The 26,753-nt window shown below is 39.8% G+C and carries 30 protein-coding genes and 3 pseudogenes; 30 read left to right on the top strand and 3 right to left on the bottom strand.

Features of this window, described 5'->3' with window-relative positions:
• Positions 1 to 140: 140 nt before the first annotated feature.
• From ACFSR0_RS00535 to ACFSR0_RS00675, 29 genes and pseudogenes are all read left to right on the top strand, one after another.
• The gene (locus tag ACFSR0_RS00535) at positions 141 to 506 is read left to right on the top strand and encodes a YccF domain-containing protein (protein ID WP_379978842.1); all 366 of its coding nucleotides are present in this window, start codon (positions 141 to 143) and stop codon (positions 504 to 506) included.
• Between the two features lie 137 nt (positions 507 to 643).
• Positions 644 to 1,366, top strand: a complete 723-nt coding sequence (locus ACFSR0_RS00540) for a lantibiotic protection ABC transporter ATP-binding protein (protein ID WP_379978844.1) — start codon at positions 644 to 646, stop codon at positions 1,364 to 1,366.
• On the top strand, positions 1,367 to 2,101 hold the full coding sequence (locus ACFSR0_RS00545) for a lantibiotic immunity ABC transporter MutE/EpiE family permease subunit (RefSeq protein WP_379978846.1): 735 nt from the start codon (positions 1,367 to 1,369) through the stop codon (positions 2,099 to 2,101).
• Positions 2,098 to 2,841 carry a lantibiotic immunity ABC transporter MutG family permease subunit gene (locus tag ACFSR0_RS00550; protein ID WP_379978848.1) on the top strand — a complete coding sequence of 248 codons (744 nt, stop codon included), beginning with the start codon at positions 2,098 to 2,100 and terminating at the stop codon, positions 2,839 to 2,841. The genes ACFSR0_RS00545 and ACFSR0_RS00550 overlap by 4 nt, the downstream gene beginning before the upstream one ends.
• 36 nt (positions 2,842 to 2,877) lie before the next feature.
• Entirely contained in the window at positions 2,878 to 3,552 is a 675-nt protein-coding gene (locus ACFSR0_RS00555; RefSeq protein ID WP_379978850.1) for a response regulator transcription factor, read from the top strand.
• Positions 3,528 to 4,904 carry a sensor histidine kinase gene (locus tag ACFSR0_RS00560; protein ID WP_379978852.1) on the top strand — a complete coding sequence of 459 codons (1,377 nt, stop codon included), beginning with the start codon at positions 3,528 to 3,530 and terminating at the stop codon, positions 4,902 to 4,904. The genes ACFSR0_RS00555 and ACFSR0_RS00560 overlap by 25 nt, the downstream gene beginning before the upstream one ends.
• A 261-nt stretch (positions 4,905 to 5,165) precedes the next feature.
• The gene (locus ACFSR0_RS00565; RefSeq protein ID WP_379978854.1) at positions 5,166 to 5,687 is read left to right on the top strand and encodes a GNAT family N-acetyltransferase; all 522 of its coding nucleotides are present in this window, start codon (positions 5,166 to 5,168) and stop codon (positions 5,685 to 5,687) included.
• Between the two features lie 34 nt (positions 5,688 to 5,721).
• Complete coding sequence (locus ACFSR0_RS00570) at positions 5,722 to 5,940, top strand: hypothetical protein (RefSeq protein ID WP_379978856.1); 219 nt, start codon at positions 5,722 to 5,724, stop codon at positions 5,938 to 5,940.
• A gap of 260 nt (positions 5,941 to 6,200) precedes the next feature.
• The gene (locus ACFSR0_RS00575) at positions 6,201 to 6,770 is read left to right on the top strand and encodes a DUF3991 domain-containing protein (protein ID WP_379978858.1); all 570 of its coding nucleotides are present in this window, start codon (positions 6,201 to 6,203) and stop codon (positions 6,768 to 6,770) included.
• A gap of 13 nt (positions 6,771 to 6,783) precedes the next feature.
• Positions 6,784 to 7,011 (top strand): annotated as a pseudogene (locus ACFSR0_RS00580) (hypothetical protein); the annotation flags it as partial.
• 116 nt (positions 7,012 to 7,127) lie between these two features.
• Entirely contained in the window at positions 7,128 to 7,385 is a 258-nt protein-coding gene (locus tag ACFSR0_RS00585; RefSeq protein ID WP_379978860.1) for an AbrB/MazE/SpoVT family DNA-binding domain-containing protein, read from the top strand.
• Positions 7,385 to 7,738 carry a type II toxin-antitoxin system PemK/MazF family toxin gene (locus ACFSR0_RS00590; protein WP_379978862.1) on the top strand — a complete coding sequence of 118 codons (354 nt, stop codon included), beginning with the start codon at positions 7,385 to 7,387 and terminating at the stop codon, positions 7,736 to 7,738. Before ACFSR0_RS00585 ends, ACFSR0_RS00590 begins: the two co-directional genes overlap by 1 nt.
• A 7-nt stretch (positions 7,739 to 7,745) precedes the next feature.
• Positions 7,746 to 8,012 (top strand): annotated as a pseudogene (locus ACFSR0_RS00595) (YccF domain-containing protein); the annotation flags it as partial.
• A 172-nt stretch (positions 8,013 to 8,184) separates the two neighbouring features.
• Positions 8,185 to 8,829, top strand: a complete 645-nt coding sequence (locus ACFSR0_RS00600) for a FusB/FusC family EF-G-binding protein (protein WP_379978864.1) — start codon at positions 8,185 to 8,187, stop codon at positions 8,827 to 8,829.
• Between the two features lie 115 nt (positions 8,830 to 8,944).
• Entirely contained in the window at positions 8,945 to 9,838 is an 894-nt protein-coding gene (locus ACFSR0_RS00605; RefSeq protein WP_379978866.1) for a DUF3114 domain-containing protein, read from the top strand.
• A gap of 250 nt (positions 9,839 to 10,088) precedes the next feature.
• On the top strand, positions 10,089 to 10,556 hold the full coding sequence (locus ACFSR0_RS00610; RefSeq protein ID WP_379978898.1) for a PTS sugar transporter subunit IIA: 468 nt from the start codon (positions 10,089 to 10,091) through the stop codon (positions 10,554 to 10,556).
• Positions 10,546 to 10,827, top strand: coding sequence for a PTS sugar transporter subunit IIB (locus ACFSR0_RS00615; RefSeq protein ID WP_379978868.1), 282 nt, complete (start codon positions 10,546 to 10,548; stop codon positions 10,825 to 10,827). The genes ACFSR0_RS00610 and ACFSR0_RS00615 overlap by 11 nt, the downstream gene beginning before the upstream one ends.
• A 516-nt stretch (positions 10,828 to 11,343) precedes the next feature.
• Positions 11,344 to 11,955, top strand: coding sequence for an SIS domain-containing protein (locus tag ACFSR0_RS00620; RefSeq protein ID WP_379978870.1), 612 nt, complete (start codon positions 11,344 to 11,346; stop codon positions 11,953 to 11,955).
• A 13-nt stretch (positions 11,956 to 11,968) separates the two neighbouring features.
• Positions 11,969 to 12,886 carry a 4-hydroxy-tetrahydrodipicolinate synthase gene (gene dapA / locus ACFSR0_RS00625; protein ID WP_379978872.1) on the top strand — a complete coding sequence of 306 codons (918 nt, stop codon included), beginning with the start codon at positions 11,969 to 11,971 and terminating at the stop codon, positions 12,884 to 12,886.
• Positions 12,874 to 13,500: a bifunctional 2-keto-4-hydroxyglutarate aldolase/2-keto-3-deoxy-6-phosphogluconate aldolase gene (locus tag ACFSR0_RS00630; protein WP_379978874.1), complete on the top strand. Its 627-nt coding sequence runs from the start codon at positions 12,874 to 12,876 to the stop codon at positions 13,498 to 13,500. The genes dapA and ACFSR0_RS00630 overlap by 13 nt, the downstream gene beginning before the upstream one ends.
• Positions 13,501 to 13,525: 25 nt before the next feature.
• The gene (locus tag ACFSR0_RS00635) at positions 13,526 to 15,610 is read left to right on the top strand and encodes a BglG family transcription antiterminator (RefSeq protein WP_379978876.1); all 2,085 of its coding nucleotides are present in this window, start codon (positions 13,526 to 13,528) and stop codon (positions 15,608 to 15,610) included.
• Entirely contained in the window at positions 15,607 to 16,251 is a 645-nt protein-coding gene (locus ACFSR0_RS00640) for an HAD family hydrolase (protein WP_379978878.1), read from the top strand. The genes ACFSR0_RS00635 and ACFSR0_RS00640 overlap by 4 nt, the downstream gene beginning before the upstream one ends.
• Positions 16,252 to 16,446: 195 nt before the next feature.
• Positions 16,447 to 17,097, top strand: a complete 651-nt coding sequence (locus ACFSR0_RS00645; RefSeq protein ID WP_379978880.1) for a glycerophosphodiester phosphodiesterase — start codon at positions 16,447 to 16,449, stop codon at positions 17,095 to 17,097.
• A complete protein-coding gene (locus ACFSR0_RS00650) occupies positions 17,094 to 17,930 on the top strand; it encodes an ABC transporter permease (protein WP_379978882.1) in 837 nt (278 codons plus the stop codon). Before ACFSR0_RS00645 ends, ACFSR0_RS00650 begins: the two co-directional genes overlap by 4 nt.
• A 23-nt stretch (positions 17,931 to 17,953) precedes the next feature.
• Complete coding sequence (locus tag ACFSR0_RS00655) at positions 17,954 to 18,913, top strand: ABC transporter ATP-binding protein (RefSeq protein WP_379978884.1); 960 nt, start codon at positions 17,954 to 17,956, stop codon at positions 18,911 to 18,913.
• A 9-nt stretch (positions 18,914 to 18,922) separates the two neighbouring features.
• Entirely contained in the window at positions 18,923 to 20,092 is a 1,170-nt protein-coding gene (locus tag ACFSR0_RS00660) for an extracellular solute-binding protein (RefSeq protein ID WP_379978886.1), read from the top strand.
• A 23-nt stretch (positions 20,093 to 20,115) separates the two neighbouring features.
• Positions 20,116 to 20,979 (top strand): ABC transporter permease, encoded by an 864-nt coding sequence (locus ACFSR0_RS00665; RefSeq protein WP_379978888.1) that lies wholly within the window; start codon positions 20,116 to 20,118, stop codon positions 20,977 to 20,979.
• A gap of 57 nt (positions 20,980 to 21,036) precedes the next feature.
• Complete coding sequence (locus tag ACFSR0_RS00670) at positions 21,037 to 21,480, top strand: hypothetical protein (protein ID WP_379978890.1); 444 nt, start codon at positions 21,037 to 21,039, stop codon at positions 21,478 to 21,480.
• Positions 21,481 to 21,492: 12 nt separating this feature from the next.
• Positions 21,493 to 22,443 (top strand): annotated as a pseudogene (locus ACFSR0_RS00675) (CehA/McbA family metallohydrolase).
• Positions 22,444 to 22,568: 125 nt separating this feature from the next.
• On the opposite strand, the gene ACFSR0_RS00680 reads toward ACFSR0_RS00675, so the two are convergent.
• The 3 genes from ACFSR0_RS00680 to ACFSR0_RS00690 all read right to left on the bottom strand — a co-directional run bounded on the left by ACFSR0_RS00680 (position 22,569) and on the right by ACFSR0_RS00690 (position 25,046).
• On the bottom strand, positions 22,569 to 23,396 hold the full coding sequence (locus tag ACFSR0_RS00680) for an alpha/beta hydrolase (RefSeq protein WP_379978892.1): 828 nt from the start codon (positions 23,394 to 23,396) through the stop codon (positions 22,569 to 22,571).
• An 80-nt stretch (positions 23,397 to 23,476) separates the two neighbouring features.
• Positions 23,477 to 24,745: a PTS ascorbate transporter subunit IIC gene (locus ACFSR0_RS00685; RefSeq protein WP_379978894.1), complete on the bottom strand. Its 1,269-nt coding sequence runs from the start codon at positions 24,743 to 24,745 to the stop codon at positions 23,477 to 23,479.
• A gap of 22 nt (positions 24,746 to 24,767) precedes the next feature.
• On the bottom strand, positions 24,768 to 25,046 hold the full coding sequence (locus ACFSR0_RS00690; protein ID WP_007207934.1) for a PTS sugar transporter subunit IIB: 279 nt from the start codon (positions 25,044 to 25,046) through the stop codon (positions 24,768 to 24,770).
• Positions 25,047 to 25,318: 272 nt separating this feature from the next.
• On the opposite strand from ACFSR0_RS00690, the gene ACFSR0_RS00695 reads away from it, so the two are divergent.
• The gene (locus tag ACFSR0_RS00695; RefSeq protein ID WP_379978896.1) at positions 25,319 to 26,605 is read left to right on the top strand and encodes a hypothetical protein; all 1,287 of its coding nucleotides are present in this window, start codon (positions 25,319 to 25,321) and stop codon (positions 26,603 to 26,605) included.
• Positions 26,606 to 26,753: the final 148 nt, after the last annotated feature.

A 26,753-nucleotide genomic window follows, 5' to 3' on the forward strand; every position in this document is an offset into this window, starting at 1 on the left:
ATGGGTTTGGATAGATCTTGACTGTGAACAAACTTTTTTGTTGGCCAGACTGAGATGTTCAGCTGAGAGGGCAATTTGGGAAGTATGGTATACTTAAAGAAAGCAGAATCACTTATGAAGAAAAGAAAGTAGGGGATGAAATGAGCTGTCTTGGCAATGTAATCTGGTTCATTTTTGGCGGCTTATATGGATGGTTGGCCTGGATGCTTGCAGGCATTCTCTGGAGTATTACGATTATTGGCATTCCGATTGGCCTACAATGTTTCAAAATCGCTTCAATGAGCTTGGCCCCCTTTGGTAAAGAGGTCGTTTATGAACACACAAACACGAGCTTTCTATTGAATGTGTTGTGGATTTTTTTATCTGGTTTTTGGCTAGCAGTGGGCCACCTTGTCAGTGCCGTTTTATTGTGTCTTACGATTGTAGGCATTCCTTTTGCGGGGCAATCACTGAAATTGGCGCAATTGTCGTTCATGCCATTTGGCGCCAAAATCGTACGTTCCTGATGAAGCAAATGAATCGAATATCAGTAGAAACTCTTCCTCCGTTGAAAGGAGCAAGGGTTTTTTCTTTTTTTTGACGGTTCCTTAGAGTTTCCTTAGAAAGTTCTCGTATAGTGAAAAATGAGAGGAGCGAGAATGGAATGATAAAAGAAAAAAAGGTTTGTTTGACAACTCAAAAATTGACCAAAAAATATGGTGAGAACACAGTGGTACAGGATATTCATTTAACAATCCCCGAAAACAAGGTATATGGGTTATTAGGACCAAATGGGGCAGGGAAATCGACGACGCTTAAAATGATGACCGGCATTGCGAAGCCAACTGCTGGAGAAATTTATTTTCAGGGTCATCGTTGGCAGCGATCCGATTTGAATGAGATTGGTGCATTGATTGAAAGTCCACCCTTATATGGGAATTTAACTGCCTATGAAAATTTATTGGTTCGAACGACTGCACTGGGTTTGCCAACGGAGCGAATTGCTGAAGTGTTGGTCATCGTTGACTTGAATCAGACTGGTAAGAAAAAGGCTCGTCATTTTTCGATGGGGATGAAGCAACGCTTAGGCATTGCATTGGCGTTGTTGAATCGACCGAAGTTACTCATCCTAGATGAACCGACCAATGGATTGGATCCTTTAGGCATTCAGTCACTCAGAAAGCTTATTCGGTCATTGCCTGCTCAAGGAATAACGGTTGTTTTTTCAAGTCATATTTTGTCAGAGGTGGAACAGACAGTAGATGAGATTGGTATACTGGTGAATGGACATTTGGGATATGAAGGTGCCTTGCCTGCTAGCACAGAATCCCTAGAAAAATTATTTTTGAAGATTGTCAAAGAATATGCGAAGGAGGAGGAAGCGTAAATGATGCGAAACTTGGTCAAAGCGGAATGGGTGAAGGGGCGAAGAAGGGGTGTGCGAACGTTCATCTGGTTATTTCCAATCGTGTGTACCTTGCTGGCAGTGGTATTGCTGGGCGGGGTCAATGCGCAGATGGGCGTATTCAATTGGTGGTATATGCTGGTCTTACCGGCATGCGTTGCGTTAATAGCTATCGATGTGGTGGTCATTGACAAGCAAGTGCAATTTTTACCAATTTTATTGTTGCCATTTGAACCTAGAAAAGCAATGATGGCGAAAGTGATTTTGGGGTGTAGCTATCTCTTTGTCGCCAATTTGATTATTGGAGGGTTGGCGATGATGGTAGGTTTTGGTTTTGAACAACAGTATTCCATTGAGACCATCCTATTGGCAACATTGGTTATGACGCTTACGATGTGTTGGCAAATTCCATTAGGGATTTACCTAACTGTCCGTTTTCAAGCAATTGCATCCTTTCTGCTTCTTTTTGGCTTGAACGTCTTTTTTAGCTCGCAGTCTTTCTCGGGCACCAAACTTTGGTGTTGGCCATTTTCGATTACGGCTCGGTTAATGGCTCCAATTCTGGGGTTGAATCCAAATGGTCTTCCTTTAGATGTGACAAGTTCTTTGAATAATAAAACTGTTCTTCTTCCAGGGTTGTTGATTACAGGGTGTTTATTTGTGGGCGAAGTAGTTGTTTTTCAAAAACGCCTTTTTCGTAAGGAGCAGATGGTATGATCAACCAAATCAAAGCAGAGCGAATAAAGCTACAAACGACTCGGTTCTTCTGGCTTCATCTCTTAGTACCACTTGCAGGAATTCTTTGTTTTAGTGCATATTTTAAGGTGACGCATTACGCTCTTCTCGCATTTAGTTGCACTTTTTTTTCGGGCATGGCACTTTGTTACCCGATGGTGATTGCGGTGGTGTGTGATGTGGTTTTTTCCCAGGAAATGGCAGCAAGTAATGGGTACTGGTTCCTTTCTGCACCCTCTCGTTCGAAAGCTTTGACGGCAAAATTGGTCTATCTGCTGGGGTTCAGTCTCCTCGCTTGTCTGTTAACGACAGTTGGTTTAGGGGGCGTGCTCTCTTTGCTAGCGAATAGTTCGGTACTTTCACTTGCTTATTTAGTGACGATTGCCATCCTGCTTTGGCTATGTGCGGTGTTTTCATATTTTCTGCATACTTGGTTAATGTTAAATATTGGTCGTAATGTCAATTTAGGAGTAGCGACTTTTGAATTACTGGTATCGGCCTTGTTGATGACGGGCTTGGGCGATGGTATCTGGCCGTTTTTTCCAAATGCTTGGGGAGCACGGCTAGTGATACTATGGACCCATGCTTTTTATCCTATCTCGAGTACCGACTCTTTTCCTGGGTATGGACTATTCGGTATAATGTTTGTGATGACGATGGCAATGATTTGTTTTGTCTATAAGTGGTTTCAACATTGGGAAGGAAGAAAAACGCTTGATTAGTTTCTTCGTCCAGATAGAAAAAGATGGGAGAAAAAGATGGTTCGAATTTTAGTTATTGATGATGATGCAGATATGCTGCAATTAATCAAATCCGCATTGGAGCGAGAGGGCTATGCCGTTGATACTGAACAATATGCATCAGCAATAACCATCGAGAGGTGTCGAATGTATCAATTGCTCTTGGTTGATGTGATGATGTCAAGTGAGGATGGCTTTTCATTTGTAAAAAGGGTGCGTCATTTTTATGATGGACCGATTTTATTTTTAACAGCGAAAACGGAAATGGCTGCATTAACTAGAGGCTTTGAACTAGGAGCAGATGACTACATCAAGAAACCGTTTGAATTATCTGAGCTACGAGCAAGAGTTGCGGCTCACTTGCGCAGAGAAAATCGCCAAGTGACACACGCGTATCTGAGGGACTCGATTCGCTTTGATTTACTTGAGTTGGTGGCGTTTAAAAAGGATGAGCGCATTCCGTTTACGAAAAGTGAGTTTGCTATTGCTGAACACCTTTCGGCACATCCGGGGCAAGTTTATACCAAAGAACAACTCTATGAAGCGGTCTTTGGGTTGGATGCGTCAGGCGATGCAACGGCGATTACCGAACATGTCAAAAATATTCGCGCAAAGTTAAAGCTATTTCATTTAAAGCCGATTGAGACGGTTTGGGGGGTGGGATACAAGTGGAAACGCACCGACGTAAGGTAAGTTTGTCCTATTTATTGATTCGTTTCGGCATCATGAATCTTATGACTGCAGGGTTGGTTCTTTTCTGTTGGTTTGCGAGTATGACGATTCTCCAAAGTAGAGGGGTGATTCATTATGCAAATTATTCGGAACAAGCCGTTAATCAATTTATTGAGCAACAAAAAATGAAAGACGCATTCAGTAACAAAGGGCTTCCTCAAACAATTACGTATGCACTATTTAATCGCGATGGCATGATCAAACAAACCAATGCGGATAAAAAACAACGAGAACGTTTGATTGAAAGCTATCGGCAGTTGGATACAACGACAACAGGGACTGCGAGTTATACCTATCCGAACCAAACAACGGTCATTTTTCAATATGATTATCGTATTCAATATGTCAATCAGACAATGCAACAGTATTTTCCTCGCTATGAATACCTCTCAATCGGACTGTGTTTGCTTATTTTAGTTAGCACTTTGTTTTTCAGCATGCGGAACTTAAGAAAAAAAATTGTGCAAAATTTAGCGCATTTTGCACAATTTAGTGAGAACATTGCTCGACAAACACTCGATTTTGAACCCATTCATAGTGAAATAAATGAATTTGATGATGCCTTACAAACGATGGACACGATGAGAAAGACCTTGGCAGCATCCTTGCGTTCTCAATGGTTAGCAGAGCAACGTAGACAACTGGAGATGGTTGCCTTGGCGCATGATTTAAAAACACCATTGACTTTAATTAAAGGGTATACGGCCTTGTTACTAGAAGATTCATTGTCCGTTGAGCAGCAAAACTGTGTGCAAATCATTGAAAAGAATAGCAATCATGCCAAAGATTATGTGGATTTAATGTTAACGGCTTCTGTTGGTGTAGATGAACGGTCTGAAAGGGTACCAGTCAGTGCTTTGACCAATAAATTCGCAACCAAGGCCAAAGAAATGAGTACTTTGATTACGACGAACCAAACCATTAACGAGAGTCAAGGATTGGTTTGCGTGGTCAAGTACGATCGTTTATTGCGCATGTTTACGAATATTGTTCGTAATGCCATTGAGCATACGCCAAATGAAGGAAAAATTTTCGTCTCTTTTGCCATCAAAGACCAAACTACCTTCCAGATAGAGGTTGTTGATGGGGGTGATGGTTTTTCTGCTGCGGCGCTTCAACATGCTTGCGAACGCTTTTGGCGGGAAGATTGTGCGCGCAAAAGCGATGGCCATACGGGCATTGGGTTATGGTTTGCCAATGAAGTGGTCACAGAACATCAAGGAAAATTGATGGTCACCAATAGTGCGGTTGGTGGGAAGGTTTGTATCGAACTACCATGTGTAAAGACACCCATGAATGGGCAGCTCACTTGACATAAGTTGTCAAATGACGCTGCCTTTCATGGGTGAGGAGTAGAAGAATCGTTGCTGATGACAGATGAAATGAATCCAGATCCGTCTATTCAGCAAAAGTGATGAGTATTTTGATAAGCTTAGCGCATTTGTGACCAATTCATAACTTTTTCTTCCCAGACATAGCTGGAATCTTGGATGATATCTTTGGCTATTTGGCTTTGTACATTAAAATAAATTATACAACGGATTCAAACTGTGAACACATAAGGGAAGCGTAAAATGAATAAAGAAGAAATCATGATTAGAGAAGCGCAGATTGAAGATGCAGCAGCGGTGGTAGATTTTCTCAAAATAGTAACCAAAGAAACTGGCAATCTATTAATGACGTCGAAGGATGCTTTGGCCTTACGTATCGAAAACGAGGAAACGATACTAAAAAGGATGTTAGAAAGTCCAAATAGTATATTTCTAGTCGCGGTAAAAAAGAATGAAATTATAGGAACTGCTAATTTAAGAGCGTTAAATAGAGAGAAAATCCAACATAGAGCCTCGTTTGGTCTATCTATTATAAAAAACTATTGGGGGAAAGGAATTGGCTCTCGATTATTAAACGAGTTGATTTTATATGCTAAATCAACTGACTTGGAAATTTTGGAGTTAGAAGTTCGTTCAGATAATCTCAGAGCCATCCATTTATATCAAAAACTAGGATTCAAAGAATATGGATTATATAAGAATTTTATGCTTGAAGATGGTAAGTATTATGATGGTTTACTTATGAATTTAAACCTAAAATCATAACCAATGCTTGCTTTACTTTATGACGAATCTGTTGATGACAGATGGGCAGCAGCGCGTATCTTTTTTTGTAACAATCAGCCACCAGACAAACGCTATTAACTTCAATTATTTTACTCAAAAAGAGAGCTACATGAGAGAGCTTGTACGTTCATTTTCATTGCAGGATAGCATAGTTCAAAAACTTGTTAATCAACTGACAGAAGAGCCTAAATCAGCGACACAAGAGCGTTTATTTGAATTAGACACCGGCTAATAATAAAAGACGCCAATTGCCATTTACATTATATCTTTGATACGTTTTTTGGTTTTCTTGTAGTTTTGTATTTCTAGAGAGTTTGGTAGTAATTTGTAGTCTTATTCTAAAAGTTTGAAGAAATTTAGTAGACAATTTATTATAAGCAGATACTCATAAAAAGACAGTCCTAGAGAGCGGGTAACCTCTATCATGATTCTTTAAAAATTAACCTCAAATACAACTATGTTACATGGAATTCACGACACGTTACTGGCGGCGTGATTCAGTATTTAATGGCTATGTATGATATGACGAAAGAACAGGCTAGAATCAAGGTATCACAAGATTTAAAAGGCGGGAAAATTGAATCAGTACAGAAAGAACAAGAGTATTTAGAATCTTTTTCGTATACTGAAGAGGAACAACCGACAACTTTTCAGGCACATCGTTATTTAGTGAAAGAGCGGAAGTTACCAAATAGAATTGTAAAGAAATTTATTGAAAATGGCTTGATCAGAGAATCTGTTTATCAAGAAGTCATTTTCAAGTGGAAAAAAAATCAGTGTGTTGTAGGTTATTCCAAACAAGGTACAGTTAAATTGACTAAGGAACAACAGAAGCGTTATCGGACAGAAAGAACGTATTTTAAATATATAGCACCTACCACAGAAGAAGATACTTATGGGGGATTCAATTACCTAGTGGGACAACCCAAAAATATTTACTTTTTTGAATCTGCCATAGACTTGTTGAGCTATTACACGTTGTATGAGTCTGAGTTACATTCAATCGGCGATTTTTGGTTAGTCAGCTATGAGGGATTAGGCGCAGGCAAAAAAAACTGCTAACTTTTTACGAGCAGCTATTCAAATTTTAAAAGCAAATGGGGCAGATTTAGAAAGCTTGCATTGTTGTTTTGATAACGACATGGCGGGACGAGAATTTTATGATTATCTTTCATCGTACCATTATCAATCAGAAAATGGCATCATTGAATTTACGAATGATTTACCACCAAAGCGAAATGAAAAAAATGATTGGAATGAAGAAATGCGATTCCAATTTCAACAAAAAAATAAAATGAAATAAAACGGAAATGCGACCAAAAAAATAAAGTCGTTTTTCCGTTTTTATTAAGGATATACATGTATACACTTTGCGAAAAATATGATATAATAAAGGAAAGAGCCAAAGGAGGAATCGTGATGAAAGTTGCAATCAAAGAGATTAAGAAATGGGGAAACTCAGCAGGTATCCGCCTTTCTAAATCAGATTTAGAACAATTAGGTGCAGATACTACTAACAGACTGCAAATGACTATTAGTAAAGGAAAAATGACACTCGTTCCAATTAACGAAAAGCCAAAAACATTGGATGATTTGTTTATCGGGTACGACGGTGAACCTTTAGGAGAGAGCGACCGTTACGAATGGAGCGAAAATGTTGGGAGAGAAATCATCTAATGAAAAAAGATTATCGAGACTTGCGCCAAGGAGATATTTTTTATTTAGACTTTGACCCGACTAAAGGGCATGAGCAACGTGGAAAACGCCCATGTATCATGTTAACTGACACGAATAAATATATGGCGTATATGATTGGTGTTGCACCAATTACGTCAAAAACAAAATCGTTTCCTTTGCATGTACCTTTACCAAAAAGTACAAAAATTCAAGGGGAAATACTTTTAGAACATCATCGAATGGTAGACGTTCAAACAAGAGGGTTTTACTTTGTGGAAACAGCGCCTAAAAAAGTTGTGATAGAATGTTTGGAAAAAATAAAACTATTGTATAGTGAACAACCAGATAAATAAAGGTTCTTTGCCGATTGGCTTGCAATGTTTTAAAATCGCGACGATGAGTTTAGCACCATTTGGCAAAGAAGTGATCTATGAGCATACGAATACGAGTTTTTTATTGAATATTTTATGGATCATTCTTTCTGGCTTCTGGTTAGCGGTCGGACATCTGATTAGTGCAGTGATCCTATGCATTACGATTATCGGGATTCCTTTTGCTGGTCAATCATTGAAGCTGGCGCAAGTATCATTTATGCCATTTGGCGCGCGGATCGAGCGAGTAAGATGATTTTACTTGCGTAATAGCGCAAAAGTCGCTATGCTACTACCGGTATATGAATCATAAGGAGGGGATCAGGATGGCAAACGCATCTTGTATCGTACGATCAAAGAACACTAGCACAAAATGACGTTCTTTGAAGGAAAGAGTTTCCTCAAAGGACTAGAAATGAGGAAAACAAATGAAAGAACAACTACAACCCTATGAATATTGGTATAGTAAGCAACAATTATCTGAATTGGTCAATGCCTATCATTCAGTCAATGATAAGCAAGTGATTCAGTCACTACAAGCATTAATGAAAGAGCGGACAGGTGAGCTCTTTCAGCGGCATCCTGACTTAGCAGCTTATTGGCCAGTCTTGATGGATACCAATTTGACGCGCAAGCAATTTGAAGCGGTATTTGATGAACTACAAGCATTTGTGGTGCCGATGAAGCAGCCATCTGCTAAGCAAATCGATAAAATATTTCGCAAGGTGAAGAAGATGTATTACCCACCGGTGGATAGCCTAGACTTTCGCACGATGACTTTTTTAGGATGGAATGATCCGGGAACGAATCGCAAGTACTTGCTATGCGAAAAAGAGGGCCGCTTGCAAGGTGTATACGGCAGCTTCCGCTCAGATGTACAAAAAGGACACTGTGCCATCTGCAATCAAATCAGTACGGTCGGCTTGTTTTTAGCGACGACGAAAGCCTCGGCAGACGGTACCTATACAAAAAAAGGCAATTACATTTGTAGTAACAGCGAGCAATGCAATCAACAAGTGACACAACTAGAAACGCTAGAGCGCTTTTGGGAGACGGTCACATACGAGAAGTAAACGGACAGGAGGTAGTGCAATGAGTGAAGAAACTAGTCCCGTCGTCGGCTCGCTCGCCTATCTCCAGTGGTACCGCACCTGTGGCCTGAGCGAAAAGGAAAAGCTTGCACGAATGATGGAGCAACTAGGCGCTTGGATTGATGACGATGGCATGTTACAGCTGACTGGTACAGGAAAGCTAGCAGAGCTGCCGCCACATAGTGAATGGTATGCGTGTTTACGAAAGAGTGTCCAACGCGCCTACAAAGGGGATCTAGGCTTAAACCAAGATGAGCTAGGGCATAAGCTGCATCTCTTTCGAAGCTATCTCGATCGGCAAAATATCCAGTACATTCGTCGCCACTATTCAGGCGCAAGTGACTTCGATAAGCTTGTCGCCTATGCCGCTCACACCAAGGTGGGTATTGATTTCTCGGTAGGGGCCAATTATCATAATCGTACAATGGGGCCGTTTGATTATCCGCGGAATATGAAAGTCTTGGTGCCCAAAAGAAACACAGGTGGCTGGCGGTACAATACTGCGCGCATGAGTGAATTCATTTTGGATAGTCAAACAGGGCGCTTTGTCAGTCAATGGAATGATCTGAAGCTTAAAGAAGATGGCTACGATGCGAATCCTAAAGTATATCAAGTAACTGAATGTGGCGATGTGGCGAATACGGAGTCGTTTAATTATGGTGTGCCGCACGGGCATCATCTCGATCGCGCGACATTTAGCAAAGCCCATCGCTATTTGGATGTCGATCATCCACCTGATCTGCGTTTGCGGCGTATCGTTTGTCGAAAATGGAAGAGTGAGCCTGATTTCGACAAAGGTGGGCGCTATGCAGATATTGTCAAAAAAGGTCAAGTGGATCTTATTGCTTGGCGCCAAATCCCACTAGAAGAGAAGCCGACAGTCTATGAGGCATTTGTTAGCGACTGCCAGCGCCGCAGACGAAACGCCGGCTTTGGCAAGTATTGGCGCAGACAAATGCGACCGCGATGGCTACGATTTTGGGGAAAATAAACTATCTGAATCAGCAGAAGCAGACACGTATGTGAAGCTCTTGCATTTGGGTAGTTTTTTGTTGTCGACAAATTATTTTTTTGGATAGTTACACAGTTGAAAATAATTAATGAACTGTCATAAATTAAGGTCATAAGTGAGTACGACAAAAGTCCAACATTTGTACAAGGATGTCCAAAATGCGTGCCAAAAGTTGATTGAATAAAAGGAAACGATTTCTTAAAATGATAGTGAAAGGAGGAAAGCGATGATGAAATTGCAGTCAGTCGATGAATCGTTAATCCAAATAGATGTGGAAGCAGAAAATTTTGAGGATGCGATTCGAAAATCAATGGAACCTCTAGTGACACAAGAATATGTTAAACCAAGTTATGTAGAAAAAATTCTTTCAATTTACCGTGAAACGGGACCGTATATCGTGATTACCACCCATATTGCCTTACCTCATGCAGATAGTGAAGCAGGGGCTTTAAAAATGGGGTTAGGCTTTACGAAATTAAAACAGCCTGTTGTCTCTGGTAACGTGGCGAATGATCCTGTGAAATATCTCTTTCCATTAAGTGCAACCGATAGTACCAAACATATCCAAATGTTATCAAAATTGGCTGAATTACTGGGCAATCCTTTATTTGTCGAAGGGTTAGATACGGTGACATCCAAAGAAGAATTTATTGCATTATTGACTAAATATGAAGGGAATGAGCAACATGATGCATAAAGCATTGGTCGCATGTCGTGCTGGAGTTGGTTCTAGCTTGATGTTAAAAATTAAAGTAAACGAAGTAGTCAAAGAAAACAATCTGCAGTTAATTGTAGAACATTCCTCCCTAGATGGCCTAAATGGGTTTGATGGCGATATGGTCATTACACTAATTGACGTGGCACAAGAACTAGAAGAAAAGAAGGTTCCGTATAAAGTTGTGGGAATTCGTAACATTGTTGACAAAGAAGAAATTAAGACGAAGTTGTTAGAAGCATTAGCAGAGTAGGTGGAATTCTGGTGTTACTGAAAAAAAACTCGTTTGCAGTTGATTGCAAACGAGACAAAAGAAACACTGGACCCTGCCAAACAACGCTCCTATTTTAATCACCGCAATCATTAAAATCATTCGTTTTGAACTATACGTTTGTTAGGCAATAAGTGAATGGTCGTTCACTCTTCATCGTTCCTGTCATTCTTTCTCTTTCTTTGCTATTCTCAGGTGGCACGGAAGAGAAAGAATATTCAACTGGTGGTTGGCCTAGTGCTAGCGCAACATCACGAAAAGGCTGTCAGCATTATCCAGTGCACAATTTCCTAAAAATAGGAAATTTAAGTAAAGGAAACCCTTACCTTTTTTGATTATACCATACTTCTGAGCCACCACAATTGGATTTTTGTTGGTTTCTCAGGACAAAAAAATACGAAAAATGACAGTAACGGAGAAGAGTCACCTTTCCTTTTCCCGATAGAAACCAAACGGTATTTCAAACGTTTGATTCAATCAAAAAGGAGGTTCTTTCTCATGAATGAACAAGCATTACAAATTTATACAAAACATGTTGAAACGGAATTGACACAATTCTTAAAAAGTATTGATGAAGAACAATTAAATCGTGCCCGCCAATTGATTGGTGCTGCCAGAGAACAACACGGTCGTCTCCATATCACTGGTATAGGAAAACCAAGTCATGTCGCAGAATATATGTGTGCTTTGTTTTCTTCCACTGGAACGCCGTGTTACTTTTTAGATGGAACCGAAGCAGTTCATGGATCAGCTGGGCAAGTAGTATCAGAAGACATTGTGATTGCTATCTCGAATAGTGGCAATACGATTGAATTACGTAATACGGTCGAAGCCTTGCAACGGATGGGCGTTCAAATAATCGCAGTAACGGGCAATCCTTCCTCTTGGCTAGCAACAAATGCAGATGCGTTTTTATTTGCAGGTGTTCAAAACGAGGGTGATGACACAAACAAACCACCGCGGCTTTCAATTGTTGCAGAAATCATTGTTTTACAATGTCTGTCCATTCTTTTGCAAGAAGACACCGCGTTTACCATGGAAAAATATGCGATGTGGCATCCAGGTGGTGCGTTAGGTGCACAAGCGCGTGAAGAAATTGGACATGCCTAAGGAGGAAAATGACATGAAATTAAAAGGAATTATTACCGCAATGGCTACACCTCTCGATGAAAAAGGAGCAATTTCTGAAGTAGGTGTGGCAGCCTTAGCGGAGCATTTGATTACCAATGGTGTGGCAGGCCTTTTCGTTTTGGGAACGAACGGGGAATTTTATAGCCTAACCAAAGAGCAAAAATTAAACTTAGCCGAGTATGCGGTCAAAGCTGCGGCTGGTCGGGTACCGGTATATGCGGGTGTTGGTGGTATCAGTACGAATGAAGTTGTAGAATTGGCCAAAGAAATGGCAACAAGAGGTGTGGATGCATTATCTGTTATTACTCCTTACTTGATCCATATAACACAAGAAGAGTTGATTCAGCACTATGAAACAATTGCCGATGCGAGTCCATTACCAATTATTTTGTACAATATTCCAGCTAATACGCAATTAAATATCGAACCAACAACCGTTGCGCGGCTAGCAAAACATCCTAATATCATAGGAATGAAAGACAGCAGTGGTCATTTAGATCAAATGGAAACGTATCTTGAATTAGTCAAAGAAGAAGCGTTTGACGTCTTAGTCGGATCGGATTCTCGTATTTTGAAAGCCTTACAATTAGGTGCAACCGGCGCAGTAGCTGCAACTTCTAATGTATTGACGAAAACCGATGTGGGTATTTATGAAGCTTTTTTAGCAGATGATATTGAAAAAGCAGAACTGTTACAAGAAAGTATCAATGCATTCCGCAGTGTATTGAAACTTGGCAGTGTGCCTGCTGTTTTGAAGGAAGCATTAAACATGATTCAACTACCTGTGGGTAAACCCTGTCTACCTGTTCAATCGGTAATCAACACTGAGGACCGTGCTAAAATCAGAGAAGTTTTGGTTTCTTATCAAGAAGTCGAAGAATTTGAGGTGAAAGAAACATGGAAAAATTAACAACATTAAACCGTATTCATGCAGAAAAAATTATGGCCGTTGTGCGCGTGGAAACCTTTGAACGCGGATCAGAAATTGTGGAAGGGTGTCTAGCAGGCGGAGTTAGTATTTTAGAAATTAGTTATACCAATGCCAATGCAGGTGAAATCATTCAACAATTAAGCCAAGCTTATGGAGATAAGGTATTATTAGGAGCAGGAACAGTACTGGATGCACCAACGGCACGCGATGCTATTTTACGAGGTGCGAAATTTGTGATTGCCCCAACCTTTAGTGCAGAAGTCGCTCGCCTTTGCAATCGTTATCAAATTCCTTATATGCCAGGATGTACGACCATGACAGAATTGATTGAAGCATTAGAAGCTGGTGCGGATATGGTTAAAGCCTTCCCAATCTCAAACTATTATGGACCATCGTTAGTAAAAACCATTAAAACGCCACTGCCTTATGTCTCAATTCTCTCATCAGGAGGCGTAACCTTGGAAAATGTTGACGAATGGGTTGAAAATGGAGTAGATTGCATGGGTGTTGGTAGTCTTTTGACAAAAGGGTCAAAAGAGACAATTGCAGCGAATGCAAAAGCTCTGCGCACGGCTGTTGAGAAAGCGAAGTAACAAATAACGAAAGGAAGTGGGAACGATGCTTGATCGAAAATCGGTCTACATCATGAAAAAATGTGTTGAGGAAAAAGAGGTATCCCTTAATCAACTCATCCAAATGATGGACTTGTCAAAGCGACAAGTATTGTATGCCATAGAAAAAGCCAATGAATTTTTAATCGATGCGTCGATTCCCCCTCTTCAATTAGAAGGACGGTTTCTTTCATTATCAAATGAGACCAAGGATTATATTGTCCAATGCTTCTTGAATCACACCATCTACCATTCTTATTTGCTAGATGGTCCTGAAAGAGAAACATATATTTTCTTAATGCTGTTGTATCGGTATGAATCCTATGTATCTGTTCCACATTTTTTGGACACTCTTGAAGTTGGAAAAACGACATTTCTTCAAGATATGAAGCATTTGGAAGAAACGCTAGCGAATGAGAACATCGCCGTATTGAATAATCGAACCATCGGCTATTATTTGGCCGGTGACGAATGGCAAATTCGGGCGTTACTGATGCGCAACATTCTGATTGATTTTAACCAACCAACGGGCAGCTTTTTGTATGACTACTTCTTGTTTCATGAAAACATTGCCGACTTTGATGGGCTGCAAAAAAATGTAGCTGATTTGTTAAAAAAATACCAAATTCAACTGGTAGAAAATCGCCTACGTGAATTTTGCTATACCTTTCAACTATTGCTTCCACGTTTAGGAATTGCCAATCAAATCTCAAATAAAACGTACCATCTTGAATTTTTTCATCAAATGAAAGAATATGATTTGGCAACCGAATTATTAGCCACGTATCAAATTGAAAATGAAGAGGCCAAAAAATACATTTGTTCATGGATTTTGAGTTTATCTGTAGGGAATGTTCATGAACAAACCTTTGATCGTTCAATTATTTTGGAAATTGTCACAAGGATGACCAATCGTTTCGAGTTATTGTCAGGTATTCGTTTTACGGATGAGGAAAAAGTGATTGAGAAATTATATGGGCATTTTCGTTCCGTGTACTATCGCTTGTTTTTCCGTATTCCGATTATCAATTATTTTACAGAACGTATTCAAGCAACCTACCCTGATATGATAAAAATTGTCGAAGAAGTGTTGAAACCAATCTCGGCACTTTTCGAAGATCCGATACCGGAAGAAGAAATTGCCTTTTTGACCATGCACTTTGTTGCAGCCATTCATCAGTTTGAGGAAAAGAAGGCGGCCAGCAAAAATGTAGGAATCGTTGTCTGTCCGAGTGGCATTGGAAGCTCAGCAATTGTTTTAAATGAATTGAAATCGCTTTTTCCGGAATTCGTGTTCTTAGGTCCTTTTGATACGGATATTTTAGAAACAATTCACGAAGAGTACGACTACATTTTTTCAACAGAGCCCAATGTCCGTTTGTATACGGCAAACAAACCAGTCTTTATTGTCAATCCAATTCTGACGCCAGCTGAGCGTTACCACCTGTTGCGAAGCGTCTATGCAACCACTCAAACAGCCATGCTTAATTTTCCGAAAATCTCGGATTTGATGTCAGTGATTGAAAAATATGCAACAATCAAAAATCGCAATCATCTTGAAAAAGAATTATCGGAACTGCTGATTAATGAACCTGTGCAAAAAGATGTTGTCTACGAAAAAGGCGAGTTGAATCTTTCAGATGTTTTAAAGAAAGCATTCATTCAATTTCATTTACCAGCAACGACCTATGCACAAGCAGTTCAACAAAGTGCTGCCCCGTTACTGACTGAAGGGATTGTTACAGAAAATTATTTGGCTGAAATTATTCATTCAGCAGCAGAGCGGAAAAGTTGGATGATGATTACCGATGGAGTAGCTTTGCCTCATACCAAACCAATGTATGGAGCCAATGAAATTGGGCTAAGCCTGGGAATTCTTGAAACACCCATTCTATTAGAAAATGGGCGTGAAATGCGCTATATGATGGTGCTATCTGCCGTGGACAACCAGCAGCATTTAAAAGCCATTGCGCAATTGGTCCATTTTTTAGAAGACGGTGCATTCTTTGAATTATTACAAACAACAGATAATCCTGAAACTGTGTTTGCCTATATTGTAGAGCATGAAAAAGGAGTTGGTGAAGAAGCGTGATTCAATTGGTCATATTTGATATGGATGGCGTGTTAGTTGATTCGGAACGTGTCCATTATGAACGGCGTAAACGGTTTTTCCAACGGCATCAGTTTCAACTAACAGATCAACAACTAGATAAAATGGTTGGTTCAAATGCCAATGATATTTGGCAAGCCTTGATTCCAACAGACACCGAAAAACGAGAACGGTGGTTAACCATCTATCGCGAAGATGTGCGAGCCCATTTGATGGACTATCAGGCAATCTGTGATGCACAAATGATTCAATTTGTTCAGTGGCTGCATCCAAAAGCGATTGCCTGTGCTTTAGCATCTTCTGCTCCCCGTTTGTTGATTGAAAAATGTTTGGCGGATATTGGGTTAACGAAAACATTCGATGCAATCTTGTCTGGTGAGGAAGTGGCCTATAATAAGCCAAATCCAGATATTTATTTAAAGACTATTGAAAAATTTCCGCTGATTCAAAAAAAGGACATGCTGGTGATCGAAGACTCAGCCATTGGCATTGAGGCTGCCAAAGAGGCTGGGTTAACCGTAGCAGCCAAAGAAACAGCATTTACTAGAAAAGTCAACATGGACCAAACGCAGGCAGACAGTCGCTTTCATAAACCGGAAGAACTAATACACCAATATTTCTAAAGCAAAGCAGTTTTTGAACCGTGAAAAAAATACCAGCAAAAGATCGTGGAAACATGGTCTTTTTTTGTTGCACGAAACACACAGGTGAAGGCCTTCTTTTTATTTACAGAAACAACAAATAGAATTTACATAAAATTTATTGGAAATTAATAGTAGTTTTCTACACTTCAATTGAAAGGGAGGCATAAGAAATCAATGACAATGATTACTGCACATTCTGGGAGTGACGGAACGCCAGAAAATAGTCTAGAATTTGTCCGTTTTTTTTCGAATAAACCGATTGAGGCCATTGAAGTCGATGTTCGTTATGATAGCGAGACAAGGCAACTCATTTTACGGCACGATGAGATTCGCGGGCAAGCAGACACCTTACTAAGCGATGTCTTTGTGTTCATGCAAGGGACGGATTTGTTGCTTAATTGTGATTTAAAAGAGCCCGGGCTCGAAATGCGAATCAAGAAACTGGCAGAAGAATATCACCTTTGGGCACAAATTCTTTTGAGTGGAACTGTTGATGTCTATTACCTAAGTAAATGGCCAGATCACATTTTGATGAATATTGAGAATGGACTTGAACAGGTGCTTTCCTGGAACCAATGGACCGAACAAACGGTTTTGGATGCAGCCAATTATCTAGTTGCTCGAGGAGCGACTAGATTAAATCTTCCGTATCAATGTTACACGGAACCGTTAATTGCTTTTGCACAAAAGCACCATATTGGTCTTTCTTTGTGGACAGTAAACGAATTACAAGCTCTTTCTTATTTGGAAGAGCAAAATGTTTACAATGTTACTACACGGAATGCTTGGAAATATTTCCAAGTGAGGCAGGAGGTTGTCCAATGAAATACCTCCATCCCAAGCGACTCTATTATCTACTAGGGAAGCAACGGTTTTTTGAGTTTTTGGTTTTTGTGGGATTTTTGTTTTTCTTTTATGGGCCACTGCTCAACACGTTCATGCTTGCCTTTGCAAATACGTATCAAGCACCTCACGTTTTGCCAACGAAATTTGGCTTTCAATGGTGGCGGTTTGTTTTGACCCAACCTGATTTGATTCAATCCATTTTGAATTCCTTTCTGATTGCTGTTTTAGCGACGCTTCTATCGATGCTTATCTGTATCCCAGCTGCCTATGCGCTGGCTCGGTTTGAATTTAGGGGAAAACGTCTGATTTTGTTTTCCTTTTTATTATCAAATGCTTTCCCCAAGATAGGACTGTACACGGCACTAGGAATTCTTTTTTATAAATTTCAACTGATGGGAACGTTGGCGGGAGTCATGATTGTTCATATTTTAAATACGATGATTTTTATGATTTGGATTCCTTCGAGTGCGTTTCAAAACGTTCATCGTCAGCAAGAAGAAGCTGCGCGAGATATTGGAGCCGGTCCCATTCGCACATTCTTGAAAATTACCTTGCCAACCGCTATGCCAGGAATTGCTGTAGCAGGAATGTATACCTTTCTTGGTTCGCTTGAAGAAGCTCAGGGAACTTTATTGGTCGGCTTCCCCCAAATTAAAACAATGGCTACATCGATGTACGGCGTTATCTTAGATTATCCACCCATGGCTGGAGCTGTTTTTTCTTTACTATTGATTATTCCAACCATTGCCATTCTTTGGCTTTGCCGAAAATTATTTGGGAAAGATTTGTTCTCCGGTGGCATCCAAATGTAATGAAGACAAGGAGGCTCAGTGAAGTGAGTGAAACAAAAGTAGAAATTAAACAAATGTCCAAAGTTTATGCCAATGGCGATGGTGTCTCCGAAATTGATTTAGCTATTCGTTCGGGTGAAATTCTTACGTTACTGGGACCATCTGGTTGTGGGAAAAGCACGATATTGCGTTGCCTAGGTGGCTTTCAGTCAATCGATTCGGGGAAGATTTTGATTGATGGGAGAGATGTGACGCATTTGTCCGCTGATAAACGACCAACAAGCATGGTCTTTCAAGGCTATAACCTTTGGGATCATATGACCGTTTACGAAAATTTTTCCTTTGGCCTCAAATTACGGAAACTAAAAAAAGCAGAGATTCGGCAACGAATCGAAGAGATGTTGGACTTGCTTAAGTTACCCGGCGTTGAAAAAAAATACCCGAGTCAATTGTCTGGTGGGCAACAACAACGAATTGCAATCGGACGCTCCTTATTGCTGGAACCAGCAGTGCTGTTGTTAGATGAGCCATTTTCGGCACTAGATGCAAAAATTCGTCAACAAATGCGAGAAGAACTGAAGCGTATCCAAGATCAAACAAAGGTAACGGTTGTCTTTGTCACCCACGATCAGGAAGAAGCAATGTCCTTGTCTGATCGCATTGTAGTGATGGAAAAGGGCAAAATTGCCCAAATCGGAACACCTTCAGAAATTTATGAAACGCCAATGAATCGCTATACAGCCTCGTTTATCGGGGAAATGAACTTTTTGCCTGCCGCTTCAGGGAAGGTTACAGCCTTTCGTCCAGAAGATAGTTTTTTATCGGTAGACAGAGGGGACCATGAGGCCAAAGTAGCCCATATTATGAATGCGGGCCATTATTCAATCATTTATGCGACCTATCAAAATCAAGAACTCAAATTCTTTTCAAATAAAGAACAAGCCAGACAGTTTCAAAAGGATCAACCACTCTTTTTCACCATTACAAATTATCATGTCTACTAGGAGGACACTATGAAAAATTGGAAAAAAATGTTGGTTTTGGGTACGACACTTGCAGTCACAACAGGGATTTTTGCCGCATGTGGGGAAAGTTCAGCTAGCGAAGCAACTAGCAGTGAACCAACGAAAGTGACACTTTGGGCTGGAGGATCAGATAATGTGAAATTAGGGATGCAAAAAATCGTGGAAGCTTTTAATAAGAGTTCTGATGGAAAAGAATACAAATTAAATTTGCAGTTTATCACTTCGGGAACAGGCACGCAAAGCTTAAGTGATCGGATTGTTGCCGCCAAAAAAGCGAATCAAAAGAAAACCGATTATGATTTGATTTTGGTTTCTGATGCGGAATACAGCGCCTATGTGCAAGAAGGCGGGGCAGATATTTTTGAAAAGTATGACCAAGATAAGATTCCCAATTTAAAAAATGTCCAAACAAAAATTTCAGCAGGTGAAGGGGTTTTGGTACCGTATCGTGGCACAACGGTCGTCTTGGCGTATGATTCAGCAAAAGTGAAAACACCTCCAACCACGGCTGAAGCATTGTACCAATGGATCAAAGACCATCCAGGAAAATTTGCTTATAATACCCCAGGATCTGGTGGGGCTGGTGGATCTTTTGTGCAAACAGCTATCTACAATTTCTTGCCAGAAGAAGCGATGAATTCCTCTGATGAAAAATGGAAAAGCCAGTGGGAAAAAGGCTTTGATTTGTTAGCAGATCTGAATGATTCCATGTATCAATCAGGCGGAAAAGTCGTCTATCCAAACAAAAATCAAGGGACACTTGATTTGCTAGTCAATGGTGAAGTCGACATGATTCCAGCTTGGGCGGATATGTTGATTACGAATCTTGCCAATGGAACGTTACCAGATACAGTGAAAATGACTCAACTTAACCCAGGATTTACTGGCAATGTGGATACGTTGGCAATTCCAAGTATTGGCTCGAATAAAAAAGGGGCTGAAGCAGTGATGAACTTCATGCTAACAAAAGAAGCCCAACAAATTCTGCTAGATAGCATGGCAGCTATTCCCGTGATCGATAGTTCCAATCTATCTTCTGATAATAGCAAATATTTAAAAGACTTAAAAATAGATTCTTTCCGGACAGCTAGTATTGGCAATTTAGGAACGGAATTAAATGAAGAATGGGATCAAAAGATTGGAACGTTGACCAAATGATTAGTAAGGAAGCCATGATAGAGATGTCGCCAGCAAAGACAACCAGCAAAAAACGTGTGAAGTGGACCCAAAGGCTAGTCCCCTACCTATTGATTCTACCCGCTTTTAGCGTTGTCGTGCTCTTTATCGTCTACCCGATTGTGACGACAGTTATCCGAAGTTTTCAGACCAACCAAACGAAGGACTTTACATTGGCAAATTATCACTATTTTTTGACAGATAAAACCCAATTGGCAAATCTTGCCTTTACTTTGAAAATTGTGGTGATTACCGTTGTGTTGGCGCTAGTTTTTGGTTATCTACTCGCTCTTTATATTCGTTTTAGTCAATCGAGATTCGCAAAAATTGTGGCAACCTTGAATATTATTCCGCGATTTATTCCAGGACTGGTTGCAGTGTATTCGGTCATCATGATGATTCGCGATGCGGGGGTGCTCAATCGCATCAGTCGTTTGTTCGGCTACGATTACAAGCCTGGATTGATGTACCATGCATCTGGGATTATCTTGATGAATCTGTGGTTTAATATTCCGTTTGTTGCTTTATTAATCTTAGCTAGTTTAGCTACAGTCAAACCAGCGGCGATTGAAGCGGCCAAAGATATTGGAGCCAATTCTTGGCAAATTTTAAGAAAAATTATTCTTCCCCAGACTGCCAAAGAAGTGATTGTGGCAATGACATTTGTCTTTATGGGCAATGTTGGCTCATTTACAACGCCATTTTTGATGGGGGGCAACTATCCAAAAATGTTAGGAATTGCCTTGTACGATCAATTTAACAGCTATATGGACTATGAGAAAACAGCGGCACTCTCCGTCATCATGTTTTTACTCTGTTCCCTGTCTGCTGCCGTTTATATTCGCACAAATATGAAAAAAGCAAAATAAGAAGGAGGGAGTGGATCGGGGTAGCGAGTCACTCCTTTTCTGATAGGAGCAATAGGAATGGAAGAAATTTTACGACAAACCTTAAAGTTGAGCGAGAAAAATCATCAAACACATATTAAAGTTCCCTTTCTAGTAACCAAAACCTACACCCAGCTTCAGATTCAATTTGACTATGAACCACAAGTTGTTGCGGAAAATCTGGCAAGTCAAGCTATTTTGGCTGCTCTAGCTATTTATTTTCCGGTCGGAGAGCAACCTCCAGTACGGACTTTTTTGCCACTGTTCAATCTACTAACACTATCGTTAAGTTATCAAAATATGTATTTAGGGTGTTATCATCATAAACAAGCGCATCAATTAATCACAATCAGCCATGAAGTGAGTTCATTTGGCTTTTTAGCACAACCAGTTCTTCCAGGTGAATGGGAAATTCAATTGAATGCGCATTGTATTCAATCTGATAATGTTTGTGCAGAAATCGTTATAAGTGGGGTGAAGTAAGTGGAGTATGTTTTGACAGAATTTCATGCCCATACCAAACACAGCGATGGGGATTTTTCGACTAGCGAGCTAGTAAAAGAAGCAAGCGCATTTGGTTATGAGGTCTTAGCAATCACCGACCATAATACCATGGCGCCAGTTATTGAAGCCGATAAAATTCACCAAACGCAACTGACCATTCTACCGGGAATGGAGTGGACCACCTTTTTTGGTCATTTATTAACAATGGGGCTTAGTGAGATGGTTGATTGGCGTGAGGCACAGATTGAAACGATTGATGCGTCTTTAAAAAAAATCAAACAGGCGAATGGTATCGCGGGAATTGCGCATCCTTTTTCGATAGGAAACCCAATCTGAACAGGCTGTCATTGGGATTTTGTTATCGAAGATTACACCTTGATTGACTTTATTGAAGTGTGGAATCGTGTCGCACCCGATGAAAGCTTTCGCAGTGAACAAGCCTATAATTGGTGGATTGAGTTGTTGCAACAAGGCTACCAGCTCGCTGCAAGCGCGGGTAGGGATTGGCATCGTCCTGAAAAAATAGATGAAAATACAGCAATTACGTACTTAGGCATCGAGGAACGAACACGTGACTGTGCATTGCGAAATATCAAGAAAGGAAATTATTACCTCACATTAGGCCCTAGGATCGAAGCAAGATTTGAACAATTTGGCAAGCAATATACAATGGGCGACACTGTCAAAGTCGGAGAATTACAGATCGTTTATAAAATTATGCCAACGGAACAAGCAAAATTAAAACAATTTGGCTTTATTCCTCGAAAAATCAAGGCCTTTTTAAATGAGACATTGGTTTTTGAACGGTCGATCACATTCAACCAACAGGAAACCCAACGCATCATGACCAAGCCTGGCTACTTACGAATCGAACTCTGGGGAAGTGGAAAAAAGCAAGCAAACCAACGCTTGTGCATATTGAATCCAATTTATATTCGCTAAAATGGTCTACAAAAAGCCCCCCAAGAGAAAGAGAGCATGCTACGTTCTTTATAGTGACCTCAAAAAGTTAGATTTTTGGTCTAACTTTTTGGGGTCTTAGTTTGGATTTTAGAGAAACGAAGCACTCAGGTATTTTTGAGAATGGATGTCTGCATCCATGTTGCAAATAATGCCAACCATGAGGCATCTTCCGGTTGAACCCGATTCATCTCGTGATGTTTGGTCTCCTCGGTTGCCAATGAAAGACCATGTGGACCGTGCGGGTAAATATGCAACTCAAAAGGAACGTTTTTTTGCCGCAAAGCCACTGCGAAAAGAAGGGCATTCTCAACTGGCACAACAGAGTCTTCTACAGTATGCCAAATAAAGCAAGGTGGAACATTGGCAGTTACTTGCTCTGCAGGTGAAACCAAAGGACGCCATTCCTGATGCTCACCTAAAAGATGTTCCATTGAATGCTGATGGGTAAATGGTCCTGTTGTCAAGACCGCATAGGACAACAATAGACCATTTGGGCGCCAGGCTTCAGGCGATCCTCCTAGATGAGTGGTCAACAGTTGTTTGTGCCAACACGTACCTAGATGCGCAGCCAAATGACCACCAGCTGAAAAGCCAGCAACAATGATTTTATTTGGATCAATCGCAAATTCTTTTGCATGTTTGCGCACGTAACGGACCAAATGAGCCAATTGAAAAAGTTGTTTTGGATAAAATGACTCGTCATCAACGCTATATTCCAAAAGAAATACTTGGTACCCTAATGCAAGCATCTGTATAGCGACGGGTTCCGATTCACGAGGAGAGAGACGATGGTAGCCACCTCCAGGACAAATAATAACAGCTGGTCGCCTGCGATCAGGATCAATTTCTGGGATGGTATCCATCACATACCCCACCGCCTGAACGATGAGTTTATTTTGGGTATCTTCGATAGTGATAGGTAAAATTTTCATTGTAGTTATCTCCTTTTTAAAGAAAAAAAGGAAAAGAAGCGGGGTGCACTTCTTTTCCTAGAATCCATTGTTGGAAAAAATTAACCGCCAATATGGAATATAGTTAGAATACCGTTTAATAAGTTACCGATGACGTTGTAGTCGATATTCGGGAAGGTTGAGCCTTGGATACCAAGTGAACCATACACTGGGTAAAGAAGCACTGGTAAGAATGCTAATAATAAACCAGCAACAAACGATCCTGCGATAGCACCACGCCAACCACCAGTTGAATTACCAAATACGCCCGCTGTACCACCTGAGAAGAAGCAAATGTGGGCTGCTGGAATGATGACTACTGGGAATTTTAAAAGAACCATTACTAGTACGCCCAACAAGCCAGCAACATAAGATGAAATGAAGCCAACAATAACAGCAGTTGGAGCGTAAGGGAATACAGTTGGTACATCTAGAGCTGGACGAGAATTTGGAATGAATTTTTCAGAAACGGCAACGAATGCAGCAGTAATTTCTGATAAGAACATCCGAACCCCTGTCATCAAGATAGACATGCCGGCTGTGAACGTGAAGGCTTGAATTAGAGGGAACACTAACCAATGAGTGCTACCTGCAAGCTTTTGAACTTCAGCAGGACCAGCTTTGAATGCTGATAAATAGAATAAGAATAACATAACAATGGCTACGCCCATTAAGAAGTCACGGAAAACAGACAACCAACCAGGGAAATTAATATGTTCTGTTGTTTTGTCTTTGTGTTTTTTGAAAATTTTGCCAATGTAACCAGCTAGTGCATACCCAATCATGTTGAAGTGTCCAATTGCTTGGGCATCGCCACCAGTCATTTCACGCATAAATGGTTGACAAAGTTGTGGAAGAGCGGCAGAGACAAACCCTAAGATTAAACCACCAATGATTATTGCAGGAATATCTGCGATTTTGTGTGCTTTTAAAATCAATGCAAGAACACAAGCAAAGAATAAACTATGACCTGTTGTGAAGAAAATATTTTTAAATGGTGTAATACGGGCAAATACCAAGTTCATCACGAACCCTAAAATTAAGGTACAACTTGTAACAAATGCAAATTGCGATTGAGCTAAGGCCGTCGCTGCTTCAGGTGAAGCAACAACCCCAACAATATGGAACCCTTTTTGGAACATCGTGTTGAAGTTTTGTAGTGCGCCAGTCATGATGGATCCACCAGAACTAAAAATCATGAAACCGATGATTGTTTTAAATGTCCCAGTCATTACTTCAGTGCCTTTTTTCTTTTGAGCTACTAACCCAATGAAGGCAACCAACCCGAGTAAGACTGCGGGAGTGCTTAAAAAACTAATTGTAAAAGCCATGAATAATTACTCCTTTCTTTGATTAACCTTGTAATGCTGCATCTAGTTTTTCTTTGATTTCTTTTTTGTCCATTATATTACGAATGCCAATAATTTTTTGTGGAATCCCTTTTTGTTCTAGTTCTTCTGCGACATCAATTAATGTAATCACCATATCCCCGTCGAATCCATTTAATCCATCCAATGATGAATGTTCCACTTGAATAGGATATTGATTTTCTTTCACGACTTCATTTACTTTAATCTTGAGCATCAAACTTGATCCCACTCCTGCTCGGCAGGCTACCAATGCTTTGTGCATTTCTTCTTCCTCCTTTCTTTAATTTTCAGTAGAGGATTCAGCTTCCTCCTCACACCTTTATTCTAGAGAATACGTTTTCAATTCTCAATGGATATTTGGTGCTTATTTTGAAAAGAGAAAAACAAAAAGTGAACTTAAGGGGTAGCGAATGAAAAAGAGATGCCTAAAGCAAAATGATAGTAACGAAAATCTTGAAGCAAATCCATATGTGTGATCTAATTATTATAAGTAAAAAAGTACGTAGAAATGGAATGATTGTGGGGGATGATTAGATGGATAATAGCTTTCATTTTGCTGAGTTAACGAATATTGAGACACAAACATTTGATAATACTTTGGAACATTTTCACTTAATGGGAACTGAAGGAACGGTCAGAGAGAATTTACAGAATTCAATTGATGCCAGATTACTCGATACAGATGAAATTGCACGTATCCATATTCATTTAGACGAGTTAGAAAAAAATAAAATTCCCAGCATAGATCAAATTGAAGAACATGTTAACTCATTAATTGGAGGAAATCTTTATACAAGAGAGACAATTGCTCATATGAAGGAAGCTCTGTCAATGGAAACAGTGCGAGTGCTGACTTTTGAGGATGAATGCACAAAAGGATTATCAATAGAAAAGAAGCAAAATAGTGAATACTCAACCTATGAAACATTTGCTTATACGAAAGGTATTCATATTTCTGAAGAAGATGATCAACGTGAGATTGTTCGAGGGGGGTCTCATGGAGTTGGAAAAATTGCGAATAATGCAGCATCTGATATTCACTTGATGTTTTTTGCCAATTGTGATGAATACAACCGTAAAAATATTGGTGGAACCATTCAATTAATTGAGCATCACTGCAACGATGCTTATTTTCGATCGACAGGTTATTATGCGCAATGGGAACAAGATGGGTATCGGGCATATGAAAATACTAACCATACTCAAATTTTTCAAAAAGATACAAGAGGATTAAAAATTATTATTCCATTTTTAAAAGAAGAATATGCAGATAGAAAAAAAATTATTCGTGCAGTATGTGACAATTTTTTTGTTTCTATATTAGAAAAAAAAGTGGAAGTAATCGTGAGCGAACAAGAGTACTCCCAAAAAATTAATGGTGAAACAATCCTAGAAATTATAAACGATAAACAATTTTATCCTGAAAACTGCGCTAATAAGAGTGAAGTAAAGAAAGTCTTTACGCCTTTATATGTACAATCTTTTATAGAGAAAGAGCCTATAGATATTGAAATGACCGTAAATGATAAAAACTATCATTTTAAGTTTTTTTATCAAATAGATGAAGAAATTAAGCTAGCAAGAATTGGTATTATTCGTAGCATAGGGATGAAAATTGTAGATTTCAAGTTAAAGAATTATGTGAGAAAACCATTTAATGGCGTCTTGATGGGCGGAGCAGTAGAAGATGAATACCTGAAAAAATTAGAAAATGAGGCACATACAGATTTATCCGCTGATGCAATACGAGACAATAAGCAGAAGAAAGAAGCAAAGAAATTTATTCGAGAATTAACAAAAAATTTGGTTGGTAAGTTGTAAAATGAAATGCATAAAGAAATAAACAAAAAAATCATGTAGATACATTATACTTAAAAGCGTCAAAACCATAAGTATGAAAGAGGTATCTACATGACTCAAACCAATTATACCACAGAAAAGCGTCACTTTAAGCACCTTTCTGACATCC

Origin of the sequence: Enterococcus camelliae, assembly GCF_042685105.1 — a bacterium.
Classification (GTDB): domain Bacteria; phylum Bacillota; class Bacilli; order Lactobacillales; family Enterococcaceae; genus Enterococcus_G; species Enterococcus_G camelliae.

Excerpts from the sequence above, each read along its gene's own strand:
- ACFSR0_RS00535 (WP_379978842.1), top strand. The coding sequence starts at position 141 with ATGAGCTGTCTTGGCAATGTAATCTGGTTCATTTTTGGCGGCTTATAT.
- ACFSR0_RS00540 (WP_379978844.1), top strand. The coding sequence starts at position 644 with ATGATAAAAGAAAAAAAGGTTTGTTTGACAACTCAAAAATTGACCAAA.
- ACFSR0_RS00545 (WP_379978846.1), top strand. The coding sequence starts at position 1,367 with ATGATGCGAAACTTGGTCAAAGCGGAATGGGTGAAGGGGCGAAGAAGG.
- ACFSR0_RS00550 (WP_379978848.1), top strand. The coding sequence starts at position 2,098 with ATGATCAACCAAATCAAAGCAGAGCGAATAAAGCTACAAACGACTCGG.
- ACFSR0_RS00555 (WP_379978850.1), top strand. The coding sequence starts at position 2,878 with ATGGTTCGAATTTTAGTTATTGATGATGATGCAGATATGCTGCAATTA.
- ACFSR0_RS00565 (WP_379978854.1), top strand. The coding sequence starts at position 5,166 with ATGAATAAAGAAGAAATCATGATTAGAGAAGCGCAGATTGAAGATGCA.
- ACFSR0_RS00570 (WP_379978856.1), top strand. The coding sequence starts at position 5,722 with ATGACAGATGGGCAGCAGCGCGTATCTTTTTTTGTAACAATCAGCCAC.
- ACFSR0_RS00585 (WP_379978860.1), top strand. The coding sequence starts at position 7,128 with ATGAAAGTTGCAATCAAAGAGATTAAGAAATGGGGAAACTCAGCAGGT.
- ACFSR0_RS00590 (WP_379978862.1), top strand. The coding sequence starts at position 7,385 with ATGAAAAAAGATTATCGAGACTTGCGCCAAGGAGATATTTTTTATTTA.
- ACFSR0_RS00600 (WP_379978864.1), top strand. The coding sequence starts at position 8,185 with ATGAAAGAACAACTACAACCCTATGAATATTGGTATAGTAAGCAACAA.
- ACFSR0_RS00605 (WP_379978866.1), top strand. The coding sequence starts at position 8,945 with ATGGAGCAACTAGGCGCTTGGATTGATGACGATGGCATGTTACAGCTG.
- ACFSR0_RS00610 (WP_379978898.1), top strand. The coding sequence starts at position 10,089 with ATGAAATTGCAGTCAGTCGATGAATCGTTAATCCAAATAGATGTGGAA.
- ACFSR0_RS00615 (WP_379978868.1), top strand. The coding sequence starts at position 10,546 with ATGATGCATAAAGCATTGGTCGCATGTCGTGCTGGAGTTGGTTCTAGC.
- ACFSR0_RS00620 (WP_379978870.1), top strand. The coding sequence starts at position 11,344 with ATGAATGAACAAGCATTACAAATTTATACAAAACATGTTGAAACGGAA.
- dapA (WP_379978872.1), top strand. The coding sequence starts at position 11,969 with ATGAAATTAAAAGGAATTATTACCGCAATGGCTACACCTCTCGATGAA.
- ACFSR0_RS00630 (WP_379978874.1), top strand. The coding sequence starts at position 12,874 with ATGGAAAAATTAACAACATTAAACCGTATTCATGCAGAAAAAATTATG.
- ACFSR0_RS00635 (WP_379978876.1), top strand. The coding sequence starts at position 13,526 with ATGCTTGATCGAAAATCGGTCTACATCATGAAAAAATGTGTTGAGGAA.
- ACFSR0_RS00645 (WP_379978880.1), top strand. The coding sequence starts at position 16,447 with ATGACAATGATTACTGCACATTCTGGGAGTGACGGAACGCCAGAAAAT.
- ACFSR0_RS00650 (WP_379978882.1), top strand. The coding sequence starts at position 17,094 with ATGAAATACCTCCATCCCAAGCGACTCTATTATCTACTAGGGAAGCAA.
- ACFSR0_RS00660 (WP_379978886.1), top strand. The coding sequence starts at position 18,923 with ATGAAAAATTGGAAAAAAATGTTGGTTTTGGGTACGACACTTGCAGTC.
- ACFSR0_RS00665 (WP_379978888.1), top strand. The coding sequence starts at position 20,116 with ATGTCGCCAGCAAAGACAACCAGCAAAAAACGTGTGAAGTGGACCCAA.
- ACFSR0_RS00670 (WP_379978890.1), top strand. The coding sequence starts at position 21,037 with ATGGAAGAAATTTTACGACAAACCTTAAAGTTGAGCGAGAAAAATCAT.
- ACFSR0_RS00680 (WP_379978892.1), bottom strand. The coding sequence starts at position 23,396 with ATGAAAATTTTACCTATCACTATCGAAGATACCCAAAATAAACTCATC.
- ACFSR0_RS00685 (WP_379978894.1), bottom strand. The coding sequence starts at position 24,745 with ATGGCTTTTACAATTAGTTTTTTAAGCACTCCCGCAGTCTTACTCGGG.
- ACFSR0_RS00690 (WP_007207934.1), bottom strand. The coding sequence starts at position 25,046 with ATGCACAAAGCATTGGTAGCCTGCCGAGCAGGAGTGGGATCAAGTTTG.
- ACFSR0_RS00695 (WP_379978896.1), top strand. The coding sequence starts at position 25,319 with ATGGATAATAGCTTTCATTTTGCTGAGTTAACGAATATTGAGACACAA.